Annotated in this window: 14 protein-coding genes and 1 pseudogene; 6 read left to right on the forward strand and 9 right to left on the reverse strand. The window is 60.6% G+C overall.

From position 1 onward, the window contains the following. Positions 1 to 527, forward strand: a 527-nt coding sequence (locus tag E2K76_RS19245) for an IS110 family transposase (RefSeq protein ID WP_136686061.1), incomplete at its 5' end; no start/stop codon positions are given. 320 nt (positions 528 to 847) lie between these two features. Here E2K76_RS19245 and chrA read toward each other — a convergent pair. The 8 genes from chrA to E2K76_RS19285 all read right to left on the reverse strand — a co-directional run bounded on the left by chrA (position 848) and on the right by E2K76_RS19285 (position 7,319). Continuing rightward, positions 848 to 2,050, reverse strand: coding sequence for a chromate efflux transporter (chrA, locus tag E2K76_RS19250; protein WP_136686062.1), 1,203 nt, complete (start codon positions 2,048 to 2,050; stop codon positions 848 to 850). Next, the gene (locus E2K76_RS19255) at positions 2,040 to 3,215 is read right to left on the reverse strand and encodes an MFS transporter (protein ID WP_246033030.1); all 1,176 of its coding nucleotides are present in this window, start codon (positions 3,213 to 3,215) and stop codon (positions 2,040 to 2,042) included. The genes chrA and E2K76_RS19255 overlap by 11 nt, the downstream gene beginning before the upstream one ends. Then, entirely contained in the window at positions 3,212 to 3,898 is a 687-nt protein-coding gene (gene arsH, locus E2K76_RS19260; RefSeq protein WP_281280756.1) for an arsenical resistance protein ArsH, read from the reverse strand. The genes E2K76_RS19255 and arsH overlap by 4 nt, the downstream gene beginning before the upstream one ends. Further along, positions 3,898 to 4,974, reverse strand: a complete 1,077-nt coding sequence (arsB, locus tag E2K76_RS19265; RefSeq protein WP_136686064.1) for an ACR3 family arsenite efflux transporter — start codon at positions 4,972 to 4,974, stop codon at positions 3,898 to 3,900. The genes arsH and arsB overlap by 1 nt, the downstream gene beginning before the upstream one ends. Before the next feature lie 13 nt (positions 4,975 to 4,987). Next, entirely contained in the window at positions 4,988 to 5,413 is a 426-nt protein-coding gene (gene arsC, locus E2K76_RS19270; protein WP_136686073.1) for an arsenate reductase (glutaredoxin), read from the reverse strand. A gap of 2 nt (positions 5,414 to 5,415) precedes the next feature. Further along, a complete protein-coding gene (locus tag E2K76_RS19275) occupies positions 5,416 to 5,943 on the reverse strand; it encodes an arsenate reductase ArsC (RefSeq protein ID WP_136686065.1) in 528 nt (175 codons plus the stop codon). Next, positions 5,936 to 6,289, reverse strand: a complete 354-nt coding sequence (locus E2K76_RS19280) for an ArsR/SmtB family transcription factor (protein ID WP_136686066.1) — start codon at positions 6,287 to 6,289, stop codon at positions 5,936 to 5,938. Before E2K76_RS19280 ends, E2K76_RS19275 begins: the two co-directional genes overlap by 8 nt. A 115-nt stretch (positions 6,290 to 6,404) precedes the next feature. Next, the gene (locus E2K76_RS19285) at positions 6,405 to 7,319 is read right to left on the reverse strand and encodes a LysR substrate-binding domain-containing protein (RefSeq protein ID WP_136686067.1); all 915 of its coding nucleotides are present in this window, start codon (positions 7,317 to 7,319) and stop codon (positions 6,405 to 6,407) included. 169 nt (positions 7,320 to 7,488) lie between these two features. On the opposite strand from E2K76_RS19285, the gene nhaA reads away from it, so the two are divergent. The 4 genes from nhaA to E2K76_RS19305 all read left to right on the forward strand — a co-directional run bounded on the left by nhaA (position 7,489) and on the right by E2K76_RS19305 (position 11,417). Continuing rightward, the gene (nhaA, locus tag E2K76_RS19290) at positions 7,489 to 8,691 is read left to right on the forward strand and encodes a Na+/H+ antiporter NhaA (RefSeq protein ID WP_136686068.1); all 1,203 of its coding nucleotides are present in this window, start codon (positions 7,489 to 7,491) and stop codon (positions 8,689 to 8,691) included. A 14-nt stretch (positions 8,692 to 8,705) separates the two neighbouring features. Then, on the forward strand, positions 8,706 to 9,728 hold the full coding sequence (locus tag E2K76_RS19295; protein ID WP_136686069.1) for a class 1 fructose-bisphosphatase: 1,023 nt from the start codon (positions 8,706 to 8,708) through the stop codon (positions 9,726 to 9,728). Between the two features lie 174 nt (positions 9,729 to 9,902). Further along, positions 9,903 to 10,151, forward strand: coding sequence for a CrcB family protein (locus tag E2K76_RS21160; RefSeq protein WP_350339358.1), 249 nt, complete (start codon positions 9,903 to 9,905; stop codon positions 10,149 to 10,151). A gap of 276 nt (positions 10,152 to 10,427) precedes the next feature. Then, the gene (locus E2K76_RS19305) at positions 10,428 to 11,417 is read left to right on the forward strand and encodes an NADP-dependent oxidoreductase (RefSeq protein WP_136686070.1); all 990 of its coding nucleotides are present in this window, start codon (positions 10,428 to 10,430) and stop codon (positions 11,415 to 11,417) included. Here the strand turns inward: E2K76_RS19305 and E2K76_RS19310 are convergent. Then, positions 11,380 to 12,023 (reverse strand): annotated as a pseudogene (locus E2K76_RS19310) (Hsp70 family protein). The gene E2K76_RS19305 and the pseudogene E2K76_RS19310 overlap by 38 nt on opposite strands. Positions 12,024 to 12,668: 645 nt before the next feature. On the opposite strand from E2K76_RS19310, the gene E2K76_RS19315 reads away from it, so the two are divergent. Continuing rightward, positions 12,669 to 13,892 carry a recombinase family protein gene (locus E2K76_RS19315; protein ID WP_169053408.1) on the forward strand — a complete coding sequence of 408 codons (1,224 nt, stop codon included), beginning with the start codon at positions 12,669 to 12,671 and terminating at the stop codon, positions 13,890 to 13,892. Positions 13,893 to 13,904: the final 12 nt, after the last annotated feature.

The raw sequence follows: 13,904 nt of genomic DNA on the forward strand, positions 1-13,904 counted from the left end.
CGAGGATGCGCATGATCCTGACGGGCCTGCGCGAGGACTGGCACTGGCTTGACGGACGGATCGAGGCCATCTCGGCCGAGATCGTCGCAGTCAGCAAGGCCGAGGAGAACTGCGCCAACATCATGACCATACCCGGCATAGGTCCGATGATCTCGACCGCCTTGGTTGCGGCTGTCGGGAAAGGTGAAGCGTTCGATCGTGGGCGCGACTTCGCGGCCTGGGTCGGGCTGGTGCCACGTCAGTTCAGCACCGGCGGGCGCACGGTCTTGGGCCGGATCACCAAGCGAGGTAGCCGATACCTGCGGATGTTGTTTGTCCAAGCGGCGAAGGTGATCATGATGCGACCAAACCGATGGCCTGCCTTCAGCTTCGGCGCGTGGCTGGCCGACGCCGCCGCAAGAGTGCCGCACAACAAGGCTGCTATCGCCCTAGCCAATAAACTGGCGCGAACCGCGTGGAGCGTCCTACGACATGGGACCCGCTTCGACGCGGTAGACGATAGAGACATGGTTGCGGACGCGATCTGATCGCGCGCCTGACCATCACGGAGTTCGCAGGAGAGAACAGCATGGAACGGAGAACATACGCCCCCAGAGTCTGGTGGGACTAAGGGTCATCATCGATCTTGCCGCTAATGAGACCACGGCGCGTGCGTAACCCCAGAATGGCCACGGCCCGCGAGCCGAGAAACAGGCCGAATACATATGAGCGACTTCCGCAAGCCACGCTGAAAATCTCGATTGCGAACAGCAGCCGGCACATACATTCGTCCCAAATGACGCTCGGAGCCCTTACCGGACCTTCAGTGAGGCCGCAGCGAATGCGGGTGCAGCACGATCGCAACTACTTAAAACTGATATCCCATCACTCCGCATGCGCCGGCAAGCAGCACGACCACGACCCAAGGTGGCACCTTTCCCAAGACAAGAACCGCAAACCCCGCGATGGCAATCAACAGATCGAGCGGGGTCAGGATGGCGCCGGTGAACACGGGATCGTAAAACGCGGCCGCCAAGATGCCGACCACAGCTGCATTGGTCCCACACACTGCCGCCCTCGCGCGAGGGATGGAACTAAGCTTCCGCCAGAACGGCAGGATGCCATAGGCCAGCAGCCCTCCCGGAAGGAACAGGGCGACCAGTGCAATTGTCGCCCCTATAGCTGGATGTCCTGCTGGGGTTACCAACGCGCCGAGATAGGCGCTAAAGGTGAACAGGGGCCCCGGAACCGCCTGCGTCGCGCCATAGCCCGTCAGAAACGCTTCTGGCGAGACCCAGCCCGGTGCCACGACCGCGCTTTCGAGAAGCGGTAGCAGCACATGCCCCCCGCCAAAGACCAGTGCGCCTGAACGGTAGAATGCGTCAAAGACCTTGACGGGGCCGCTCCCGGTCATCGCCGAGGCTATCGGAAGTGCGACCAGTAGAAGAACGAATAAGCCGAGCGCTATGACTCCCGAGCGCATCGTCACCGGATAGACCGCGCGCCCCTCACCCACGGCGGTATCGCCAACCTTGCAGATCATCGGCCCCAGCACCGCACCACACAGGATCGCTGCGATCTGCGCCACACTTCCCGGGACCATCAACGCGAGCGTCAGCGCAATTACCGCGATGCCGATGCGGGGCAGATCCGGTGTCAGGGTGCGCGACATGCCCCACAAGGCTTGGGCGACGATGGCAACGGCGACCAGCTTCAACCCGTGGACAACGCCCTCGGCGACCGGCCCGCCTACCGAAGCTGCGGTCATCGCGAAGGCGAACAGCGCGATGGCGGACGGCAGCGTGAACCCCAGCCATGCCGCAAGGCCGCCCATCAGACCGTTTCCGCGCAGCAGACCAAGTGTAAAGCCGACCTTGCTCGAGGCCGGGCCGGGCAGGAACTGCGATTGGGCGACGATCTCGGCGTAGCCCGCCTCGTCGATCCAGTGACGTCGGATGACGAGATCGCCGCGGAAATATCCTAGATGCGCGATTGGCCCGCCGAACGAGGTCAGACCCAGTCGGAGGAAGACGAAAAATATCTCGGCAAAGCTTCCCGGCTCAAACCGCATGGGATGCAACCCTCGACCGAAGGGACATCAGTAAGACCGCGAAAAAAGCGTTGATGCCAGCAAGGGCCATGACGGCCATCAAGGCACCAGTCGCCCCGCCTTGGGCAATCACCCATGCCCCCACCATCGGTGCCGCTGCCTGCGCCAATAACGAGGGCCGTGCGAGCCGCCCCATGATCTCCGCATACCTCTCTGGCCCAAACAGGGTCATCGGCAGTGCCCCACGGGCGATGGAAAAGATGCCGTTGCCCGCACCGTGAAGGATTAGGGCCGCACCCGGCCACACCAGCCCCGTGGCAAGTAGCATCAGCCCCAGTGCAGTAAGGCAGGTCGCGGCCAGCATCGTCCATGCCGGATGGTGCCGTCCTCGTCCCGCCATCTCCAGCAGGCGCGAGGCGACCTGTGCCGGACCGATCAGCATGCCGAGGGCGACAGCCTCGTTCAGCGACATCCCACGCGCCTGAAGAATTGTCAGGAGGTGGATCGATAGCGTGGTAACAAGCAGGCCCGCCAGAACCATCAGCGCCGACAAGATGAGGAAAACCAGCCGTTCGTCGGGGGTCAGGGTTGCCGCGCCGCGCTTGGTGGTTGACGGAGACTGCGGTTCCTTCGGGATGAGCCATAGAATGATCGGCAGGCAGAGGCACAAATGGATCGCGGCATAGCTTGCCGCCACTCCACGCCAGCCGAACTGCCCCAGGAGCCATGCGGACAAAGGCCAACAGATCGTAGCGGCAAACCCACCCCACAGGGTCAGCGTCGTGATCGCCGCGCGCGCATCACGACCGTAAAGCCGCCCAAGCGTCGCAAAGGCAGGATCGTAAAGCCCGGCTGCCATGCCCAAACCCATCACCGCCCAGCCGAACCAGAACACTGCCAGCGTCTGCGCCGCCGCCAAGATCAGCAGCCCCGCGGCCAGCAGCGCGATCCCGACGGCCAGCACCGGGCGCCCGCCATGCCTCGTGATCGCGCGCCCGACGAGCGGCGAGGTCAGCCCCGCGCAGAGCAGCCCGATGGAGACCGCCACCACGACCCGCGTCAGCGGCCAGCCCGTGTCCTGCACGATGGGCGCGGCCAGCACCGCCATCAGATAGTAGCTGCTGCCCCAAGCGAATATCTGGACGATGCCGAGGGCCGAGATGACCGGCCAGCGTCGTGTCGTCACGTCGCGGACTTCTGATTGACCCGTGCCGACAGTTCCGCCGCCGTCTCCTTCCGCTCGCTGTAGCGGTCGGTCAGGTCGGGGCGGTCGCGGGTCAGGAGGGTAAAGCGCACCAGTTCCTCCATCACGTCCACGATCCGGTCATAGTAGGGGGTCGCGCGCATGCGCCCCGCTTCATCGAACTCCTGAAACGCTTTCGGAACGGAGGACTGGTTCGGGATCGTCACCATCCGCATCCATCGCCCAAGGATACGCATCTGGTTCAGCGCGTTGAAACTCTGCGATCCACCCGACACCTGCATGACGGCCAGCGTTCGCCCCTGAGTAGGTCGAATGGCTCCCATGGATAGCGGTATCCAGTCGATCTGCGACTTCATCACGCCGGTCATCGCGCCGTGCCGTTCGGGGCTGGTCCAGACCTGTCCTTCCGACCAGAGGCACAGATCGCGCAGCTCCTGCACCTTGGGATGATCGGCCTCGGCATCGTCGGGCAGCGGCAGGCCGTCCGCGTGGAACACCCGCGTCTCGCAGCCGAAGTGGCGCAGCAGGCGTTCGGCTTCCAGCGTGGCGAAGCGGCTGTAGGACCGTTGGCGCAACGAGCCATACAGCAGCAGGATGCGCGGCGGAGGGCCGTCGATCTGGGGTAGGCGCAAGGCCTCGGGCGACAGGTTCGGCAGGTCGGGGATCATGCGCAGCCCTCTTTCAGCGCGGCATCTTGGGGAAACCACTGACAGCCAAGGCGCAAGGCCACGTTCACCAACAGGATCAGCACCGGCACCTCGACCAGCGGGCCGATGACGGCGGCGAAGGCCACGGGCGAGGCCAGACCATAGGCCGCAATGGCGACAGCAATCGCCAGCTCGAAGTTGTTCCCCGCTGCCGTGAAGGCGATGGCGGTGGTGCGCGGATAGTCCTTCGCGATCCAGCGGCCCATCGCGAAGCTGACGATGAACTGCACGGCGAAGTAGATCACCAGCGGCACCGCGATCCGCAGCGTATCCAGCGGCAGGCGCAGCACGTCGCCGCCCTTCAGGCTGAACATCGCGACGATGGTGAACAGCAGCGCCACCAGCGTCAGCGGGCCGATCTTGGCCAGGAACGTGTCCTGATACCAGCCCTCGCCCTTGCGGGCGATCAGGACACGGCGCGTCACGAAACCCGCAAGGAAGGGCAAGCCAAGGTAAATCAGCACGGCCTCCGTCACCGTCCAGAACCCCACGTCGATCACGCTGCCCTCCAGCCCGAACAGCGGCGGCAAGACGCTCAAGAACAGCCAAGCATAGGTGGAGAAGAACAGGATCTGGAAGATCGAGTTGAACGCTACCAGCCCCGCGACATACTGGTTGTCGCCGCGCGCGAGCTGGTTCCAGACCAGCACCATGGCGATGCAGCGAGCGAGGCCGATCAGGATCAGGCCCGTCATGTATTCCGGCTGGTCGCGCAGGAAGATCACCGCCAGCACGAACATCAGCACCGGCCCGATGATCCAGTTCTGCACCAGCGACAGCACCAGCACTCGCTTGTCGGCAAAGACCTGCGGCAGGTCCTCGTATCGCACCTTCGCCAGCGGCGGATACATCATCAGCACCAACCCGATGGCAATGGGAATGTTGGTGGACCCAACCGACATCGCGTTGAGCGCCTCCGGTAAGCCGGTGAACAAGCTGCCCAGCAGGATGCCGAGCGCCATCGCGGCGAAAATCCACAGCGTCAGATAGCGGTCGAGGAAGGACAGTCGACGCTTCGGTTCGGACATGCTCATGGTATTCTCCGGATCACGCGAAACGGGTGCGGTTGCCGTGATCGTCCACGACCTGCTCACCGTCTTCTTTGGTAAAAGCGGCTTGCTGTGGCGGCAGCAGGTCCAGCACGGCCTCGGACGGCCGGCACAGCTTCACGCCCTCCGGACTGACGACGATGGGCCGATTGATGAGGATCGGATGCGCCATCATTGCGTGGATCAGGGCATCATCGGGCAGTGCCGGATCATCCAGACCAAGATCAGCATAGGGCGTGCCCTTTTCGCGAAGCAGGGCGCGCGGTGCGATCCCCATCCGTGCGATGAGCTGCACCAGCAGCGCCCGCGACGGCGGTGTTTTCAGATACTCGACCACATGCGGCTCGATGCCCGCGTTACGGATCATCGCCAGCGTGTTGCGCGACGTGCCGCAGGCAGGATTGTGATAGATCACGATGTCCATGGTCATACAGCCTCCGGCTTTGCACCGGTCGAGCCTTCTAAACGCCCGATTTCATGAAGATGCGAGGTCAGGCTGGCAGCATTGAGGCCGGCAACAGGAAGTTCCTTGAACAAACCGATGCGAGTCTTGACGTAGCGCAACGCCTCGATAAACGCCATTTCACGATTCAGCTCTGTCCCTTGCGCAGCGGCGGGGTCCGTAATGCCCCGGTTTGCCGAGATAGGCTGACCGGGCCAGAAAGGGCATACCTCACCGGCCGCATTGCCACAGACCGTGAAGATGAAATCCCTCTTCGGAGCGTCCGGACCGGCAAACTCATCTAAGCTTTTCGAGCGCAATCCATCGGTCGGATAGTGGTAATTGTTTAAAAGCTTCAGTGCTATCGGATGCACATCGCCTTTCGGATTGCTCCCGGCGGAGAAGGCAGGGAACCGGCCCTCGCCGTCCTTGCTCAACACGCTTTCCGCGATGATGGATCGAGCGGAGTTCCCCGTGCAGAGGAACAGGACGTTGTAGATGGGTTCAGACATTTTCTCTCTCCTTCGAGGGAAAGCAGGAGGAAGCATTCAGCGCCGGGGCGCAGATTTCCGGATGACCTTGGCAGCAGTCATGCAGCAGGAATTGGATCAAACCTGTGAAGGCCGGATAGATCGCGCTGTAGATGATGAACCGCCCGTCGCGGCGGGACTGCACGAGGCCCGCATGTTCCAGATGGGTTAGGTGGAAGGACAAGCGCGAGGTCGTCGCGCCGATTGCTTCACCGATAGAGCCCGCAGCCATGCCCTCCGGGCCAGCCTTCACCAGCAAACGCACGATGCGAAGGCGGGTCTCCTGAGACAGAGCAGCGAAGGCAGTCAACGCACGGTCATCTTCCATCGAATCAACCCCTCAAATAATGTTGATTAGTCGTAGGGTAAGCGGATGATCTTATCAATAGGCTCTGCGAGAGTTGCATCTTAGGGCACCGGTTATGTGCGAAGATTGGACGACCTTATTTTGCGGTCGCGTCCCATGGGGCCAAACAGCCTCTGATCGTTTCCGCCAACCGCTCATAGGACGCTCCCCGAGGGGAGGAGCTGCGCCAGGTCATAGTCAAATCCCGAACCGGCGCACCTTGTGACAGCGGTCGCGCGACGACGAGCTTTTCGCGCAAGACATCGGACCGGACGTAAAGCGCCGGAAGCAGGGACATGCCCATGCCCGTCGCGACCATCTGCCGAAGGGTATCAAGCGTTGTTCCGGCATAGTCACTGGCGTGGATCGCGCCCACGTCGCGGCAAAGCTGACCGATCTGGTCATAGATCCGGTGACCGCGTTCCATGGTCAGGATCGTCTCACCCTTCAGGTCGGCAGGATCGACCGTATCGCGCTCGGCCAGCGGATGATCCGCAGGCAAAACAAGGTGCAGCGGCTCGCGGATCAGGCGCACCGAGGTGAAGTCAGGACGACCTAGATCGTCGGGCAGAAGGAGCACGTCATGCACCCCATCCGACAAACGTTGCGGCAGGTTTTCCAGACGGCCTTCGCGAACGAAGATGCGCAGATCCGGATAGCTCGCCCGCAGGTCCGGCATCGCGAGCGACAGCACATAGGCACCGACCGTATGCACTACCCCCATTTGCACGGTCGCCTGCAAGGCGTTCGGATCGTCGCGGCGCGCGATCTCGCGAATGTCGTCCATCTCGGCAAGGATGTTTCGCGCACGTCGAGCAATCTCGGCCCCGACCGGCGTCAACAAGACGCGCGCTCGGGTTCGTTCCACGAGTTGCGCGCCCAAACGCGCCTCCATCTCCTTGAGTTGGATACTTAAAGTTGGCTGGGTCACATGGCTCAGCTCCGCAGCGCGGCTGAAGTTCAGCGTGTCCGCGACTGCGACGAGGTATCTGAGTTGTTGGATCGAGATCATACCGGACGCTTATAGTGCCACTCTATAAGTGGCAATGAAACTTCCAATTTCTCGGCAGGGTCTGAACTGCCTATCTTCCTGCAAACATTGCTCCAGATGCCATCCGCCGTCCCAGCGTTTCGCGTGGGCGCTTGCGGGGGTGCCGATAGAGAGCTTGCCGAGGACGCATATGAATACGCAGGATCACACTCGCCGCCGTGGCAATCCAACTCTCCGCCGGTTGCTGGACAGCGAAGCCACTGGCGGCATTCTCCTGATGTTTGTCGCCGGACTGGCGATCCTGACAGCGAACTCACCGCTGGCGGAAGCCTATTTCGGGGCGCTCCACGCCTATGTCGGACCGCTCAGCGTTCAGCACTGGATCAACGACGCGCTGATGGCGTTCTTCTTCCTGATGGTCGGGCTGGAGATCAAACGCGAGGTGCTGGACGGCCAGCTTTCGACATGGCCGCGGCGCATCCTGCCGGGTGTGGCCGCACTCGGAGGAATGGCGGGACCAGCACTGGTCTATCTTGCCTTCAACCACGGCAATCCCGCCGCGATCCACGGCTGGGCCATCCCATCCGCGACGGACATCGCTTTTGCCCTCGGCGTCCTGTCCCTGCTGGGGCCGCGCGTTCCGGTTTCCCTGAAGGTCTTCCTCGCGGCACTCGCAATCATTGACGATCTCGGGGCGGTCACGATCATCGCCTTCTTCTACACGAGCGGATTGTCTGTCCCTGATCTGATCGCGGCTGGCTTTGCGACGACTTTGCTCTTTCTGTTGAACCGGCGCGGCGTTCAGTCGCTGACGCCCTATATGCTTGTTGGCGCTGTCCTTTGGGTCCTAGTGCTGCGTTCCGGTGTCCATGCGACCCTGGCTGGTGTGGTCCTCGCACTGACCATCCCGATCAAACTCACCCCTTCCAAACCTGAAGCAAAAGCATCGGACTCGCCCTTGCATCGGTTGGAGCACGCCCTGCACAAGCCGGTCGCTTTCCTTGTCGTGCCGATCTTCGGCTTCGCGAATGCCGGGGTGTCCTTTGACGGCGTGTCGCTGGCAACCTTCGCGCAGCCGGTCACGCTGGGGGTCGGGCTGGGTCTTCTGCTTGGCAAGCTGATCGGGATCTTTGGCGCTGTTGCGCTCCTTGTCCGAACGGGACTTGCCGACTTGCCTGCAGGCGCAAGCTGGGGACAGGTTCTCGGGGTCACCTTGCTCTGCGGGATCGGCTTCACCATGAGCCTCTTCATCGGCCTTTTGGCCTTCGATGATCCCCTTCTTCAGGATCGGGTGAAGTTCGGCATCCTCGCGGGTTCACTGGTCGCGGGAAGCTTGGGATATACAATACTGCGGCTGACCAACCGCGAGCCGGTGAGGCAGATGTCGCAATGAGGACCATGACACCAATGACGAAACGCAAGACCCTGACCCAGTTCCTTGTGGAGCAGCAACGGCTCGAAAAGGCGATGCCTGCCCAACTGCGCCTGCTGATCGAGGTCGTTGCGCGCGCCTGCAAGGTCATCGGCCATACGGTCAACAAGGGCGCGATCTCGGGTGTCCTCGGCTCTCTGGATCAGGAGAACGTGCAGGGCGAGGTCCAGAAGAAGCTCGACGTGATCTCCAACGACATCTTGCTCGAAGCGAACGAATGGGGTGGTCATCTCGCGGCTATGGCCTCCGAGGAAATGGACACCCTGCATCCAATTCCGAACCGGCTTCCAAAAGGGGAATACCTGCTGGTCTACGATCCCATCGACGGGTCCAGCAATATCGACGTGAACGGCATCGTCGGCACGATCTTCTCGGTCCTGAAGGCCCCGCCCGGCACCGAAGGACGCGATGTGACCGAAGCCGATTTCCTCCAGCCGGGCCGCGAGCAAGTCGCGGCTGGATACGCGATCTACGGGCCGCAGACCGTGCTCGTGCTGACCGTCGGCACAGGCGTCTATGCCTTCTCGCTCGACCGAGAGATGGGGTCATGGGTGCTGACCTCCGAGAAGCTGACGATCCCGGCGCGCACCGACGAGTTCGCCGTAAACATGGCGAACGAGCGGCACTGGAACGAGCCGACCCGTCGCTACATCGGGGAGCTCATGGCTGGCACCGATGGGCCGCGCGGGCGCGACTTCAACATGCGCTGGATGGGGTCGATGGTGGGAGACGTTCATCGCATTCTGACCAAGGGCGGCGTCTTCCTTTATCCCGCCGACACGCGACCGGGAAAAGAGAACGGCAAGCTGCGCCTGATGTATGAGGGCAATCCCATTGCTTTCCTGATCGAGCAGGCAGGTGGTAAAGCATTCAATGGAACGTGCCGCATCCTGGACATCGAACCGCAGGAGCTGCATCAGCGTGTGCCGATCATCCTCGGATCCAGCGAAGAAGTTGATCGTCTGGACGAAATGTTAAAGGATCGTGTGGCAGCTTAATTGCTCTGTCTGCGAGGATCAGAATGTCGCTCATGTCTTGTTTTCTTGTCATGATCAGCGGCGCCCTTGGCACGCTGGCGCGCTACGGTGTTTCGGTTCTGGCAGCCCCATCAGTCGCGAGCTGCCGATCGCCACTATTATTAGCAATATTATTGGGTCATTCGTCATTGGCCTATTTGCGACGCTGACCATCGCGCAAGGTCGGTTCCCGTTTCGGACCAAGCCCGACCGTTCGTGATGGTCGGTCTTTGCGGGGGCTACACAACATTTTCCTCTTTCAGTCTCCAGACCCTCGATATCCTCAGAGATAGGGCCTTAGGCTGTGCCGCTGTGAACGTCGCAGCTTCGGTCATACTTTGCATCTTGGCTGTTGCTACAGGTTATCTTCTGGCCGCTTGGATCAATGGACACAGACCCCTTTAAGCCACCGCTAGCTTCTGCATCGCAGCGAATGACCGCATTGTCCCATCCTTGCCAGATCGCCCGCCATGGGGCGCAGCGGGGCGAGTTCGACGCTTAGAGCAGTGCCACGCCAATGCCGCCGGTCGAGCCGGAGATCACCACGAATGTCATGATGCCCTCCCGGATGCCGTGCTCCTCAAGATCGGCGCGCGATCCGGAGCGATCAAGTTTACATGACATGTGAACCCTACGGTGAAGCCCGCGTTGGGTTTGCGAGCAAACAGCCGGAGCCTTCCCATGACCCAAACCAAGCGCATTGTCCTTGCCCGCCGCCCCGAGGGACGTCCGAAGCCCACCGACTTCCGCATCGAGATGGTGGAACTGCCTGAACCGAAAAACGGCGAGTTGCTGCTGGAAACGCTCTACCTTTCGCTGGATCCCTACATGCGCGGGCGGATGAGCGATGCGAAATCCTATGCCGACCCGGTCCGGATTGGAGAGGTGATGGTGGGCGGCACCGTCTCTCGTGTGGTGCAGTCTCGCCGTGACGGCTGGGCCGAAGGCGACATCGTGCTGTCGGGCAATGGTTGGCAGAGCCATGCGATCTCGGACGGCAGCGGGCTGCGAAAGCTGGACGCGGCGGATGCGACGGCGCTCCATGTTCTGGGAATGACCGGCTTCACGGCATGGTCGGGTCTTGGCAACATCGGCAGGCCCCAGCCGGGTGAGACGGTAGTGATCGCCGCCGCCAGCGGGCCGGTCGGGTCGATGGTCGGGCAGATTGCCAAGCTGCGCGGTGCCCGTGCGGTCGGTATCGCCGGAGGCGCGGACAAATGCGCCTATCTAGTGGACGAGCTGGGTTTCGATGCCGCCGTCGACCACCGCGTCGAGAATTTCCCCGAGCGTCTGGCCGAGGCCTGCCCGGACGGCATCGACGTCTATTTCGAGAACGTCGGCGGGGCGGTGTGGCAAGCCGTGTTGCCACTGCTGAACAAATTTGCCCGCGTGCCGATCTGCGGGCTGGTCGCGCATTACAACGATCACGGCGATGCTGAGGGCCCCGACCTGCTTCCCGCCACCATGAAGGCTGTGCTGGCCAAAAGCCTCACCTTGCGCGGGTTTATCATGGCCGAGTTCATGGAGGCCCAGATGTCGGACTTCCTGACCGAAACCTCGGGCTGGGTCGCGGACGGCAAGCTGCGCTGGCGCGAGGATGTGGTGGACGGCCTCGAAGCCGCACCTGAAGCGTTCATCGGATTGCTGGAGGGGAAGAANAGCCGCACCTGAAGCGTTCATCGGATTGCTGGAGGGGAAGAACTTCGGCAAGCTGATCGTGAAGGTGGCGTAAACGCTTCACTATCGCCAACCTGCAGGGGCTGCGCCGGATCTTCGGATAGACATGGCCGCCATCGATCGGCAGCGGCACCTCGGCCGTTTCATGCAGTGAGAGGTGCCGCTTCACCGCCTCGGCCCCCTCGCCAAGCATCGCGAGGCCGGTCGGGGAGAGAGTGTTCCAGTCCAGCTTAAGCTTGTCCGCGAGAGTCCGCGCAATCAGGGCCGTGAAATCTTCGCCGCCCAGGAACGTGTCGCCGGAACTGGCGCGCACTTCCACGACACCTTCGAACATCTCGATGATGGACACGTTGAATGTGCCACTACCCAGATCGAGGACGATGAACGTGCTTTCGCCCAAACGATCCTGCAGCCCATAGGCCAACTCAGCGACCGTCGGCTCGTTCACCAGCCTCGGCTTCGGCAGTTTCGCAAGCGCCGCCGCCTCCATCGTGCTTCGCGCTGCGCCGACGAGAAGTAGGCCAGAACGGAGACGACTAGATTGTCCATCGAGGCGCCGGGATGGGCGGCTTCGAAATCCGCCTTCAGCTTGCGCAGCACGAGGGCTGAAAGGTCGCTCGCTGACAGAGCAGATCGGAAGGAAGCGCGCTTCAGCTCGAATGCAAGTGGATGATTAAAGCACTACATGTAACTGATTCGAATCGGACGAAACTTATTTTAGGTATAAAAAATAATTATTGCATGTATCTGATGAGATACACTCCCGATTTGCGAGAAAAAATAGATTCCAAGTCGGATAGTCGACTTTTCATATCTAATAACAATTAGATGTCGTGATTATTCCGCGGACCACCCAAGATATTATCTTAAGCTAAATACCTGCAATTAATAGTATTTTCTAAAACGGAGTCTCTAACTATGACTTTATGCGAAAAAACCGTGGGAAAAAAACCGCAGCGGTAAAAGATGATTGTTGACAACAAGATTTCTTTTTCAGCGCCGTCGAATCGTTCAGGCTGACAGTGTTCGAAGCGTGGGGGTGGCTCATGTCGGTTCGACCACAGAAAGACCGGCCGCTAGGCGACCGTCGATGCACCTCCTCGCTTGAAGACGACTTCACTCGGCTCCCTCAAGAGGCATACGCTCTTCGGCTTGAACATGAGGCTTGGGCGCTGGCTCTCTGGGATCTCATCATCAATGCGCACCTGCGCATTAACGTCAAAGATACATCTGGGGAGATGTTCGATGAAAGCTGTGATCTACGTGAGAGTTTCAAGCCGTCGTCAGGAAGAGGAAGGCAACGGCCTCGACTCACAAGAGCGGGTGTGTCGCGCACACGCTGACCGTAAGAATCTTGTGGTGGAACGCGTATTTTCCGACACCTACTCCGGAGCGACCACTGACCGACCAGGGCTAAACGCCCTTTTGGCATACCTGAAGGACAACCCTTCATGCGTTGTTATTGTCGACGATATATCGCGACTGAATCGAGATCTTCAGGGACATTTGGATGTCCGGCAGATGATAAGGGAGTCAAAGTGCTTCCTCGCGTCACCCGCACGATCATTTGAGGATGACCCTGACTCGATCATGACCGAAAAAATACTTGCCGTGTTTGCGGAACATCACAGGGCAAAAAACAGACAGCAGGTGCTCAGCCGAATGAAAGGCCGATTGCTTGCCGGCGAATGGCCGTTCTCGCTGCCCTATGGATATCGAAGGGTGATGAAAAACGGCGCCAAGCGCATTGAAGCCGACCCTGTCGATTTTCCGATCGTTCAGCGGATGCTGCGCGGCTTCGCTTCCGGCCAACTTGCTTCTCCGGCTGATGCCTTGCGTTTTCTCAACAACCAGCCCGAATTTGTGCGGAAGTATCCTCAGGGGTCTCGAACCATCCAAAGGGTGCTGAACATTCTGCCAAGGCAGATGTATTCCGGCTTCTATGACTACCCAAAATATGAGGTGCCCCTCACCAAGGGCAACCACCCGGCGGCGATAACCTACGAGGAGCACCTTACGATCATCGAGAGGCTTACGCCTACAAGAAAGGCTCCGGAGACCAATTTGAGCGTTGATTTTCCTTTGAAGGATCACTTGGTGTGCGACGCATGTGGCGCAAAAATGACGGGCTGTTGGTCGCAGGGGAAGCGGAAGAAATATCCTTACTATCTATGCTTCAACAAGAAATGCCCGAACGCGAGGAAGTCGATCGGCCGAGATATCATCCACGATGCTCTCGGCGCACAGCTTCATAAGCTAAAGCCAACAGATTTCGCCACAGAGGTCTTTCGTCTGTTCATACGATCTGCGCAAGATTTCGCCACGTCCGGCCTAGAGGCCGAACTCCAGTCACTTGAAAGTAGAGTTTCCCGACTTGAGGTTGAGAAGAGGAAGCTCGCAAGAAGAGCTATGGAGGAGGAAGATCCGGACATTGCGAACGAGCTTCGCGCTAGGCTCCAGACCCATTGATTTCAGGCCTCT

The sequence above is a fragment of the Falsirhodobacter xinxiangensis genome (assembly GCF_004959935.1).
Lineage (GTDB): Bacteria > Pseudomonadota > Alphaproteobacteria > Rhodobacterales > Rhodobacteraceae > Falsirhodobacter > Falsirhodobacter xinxiangensis.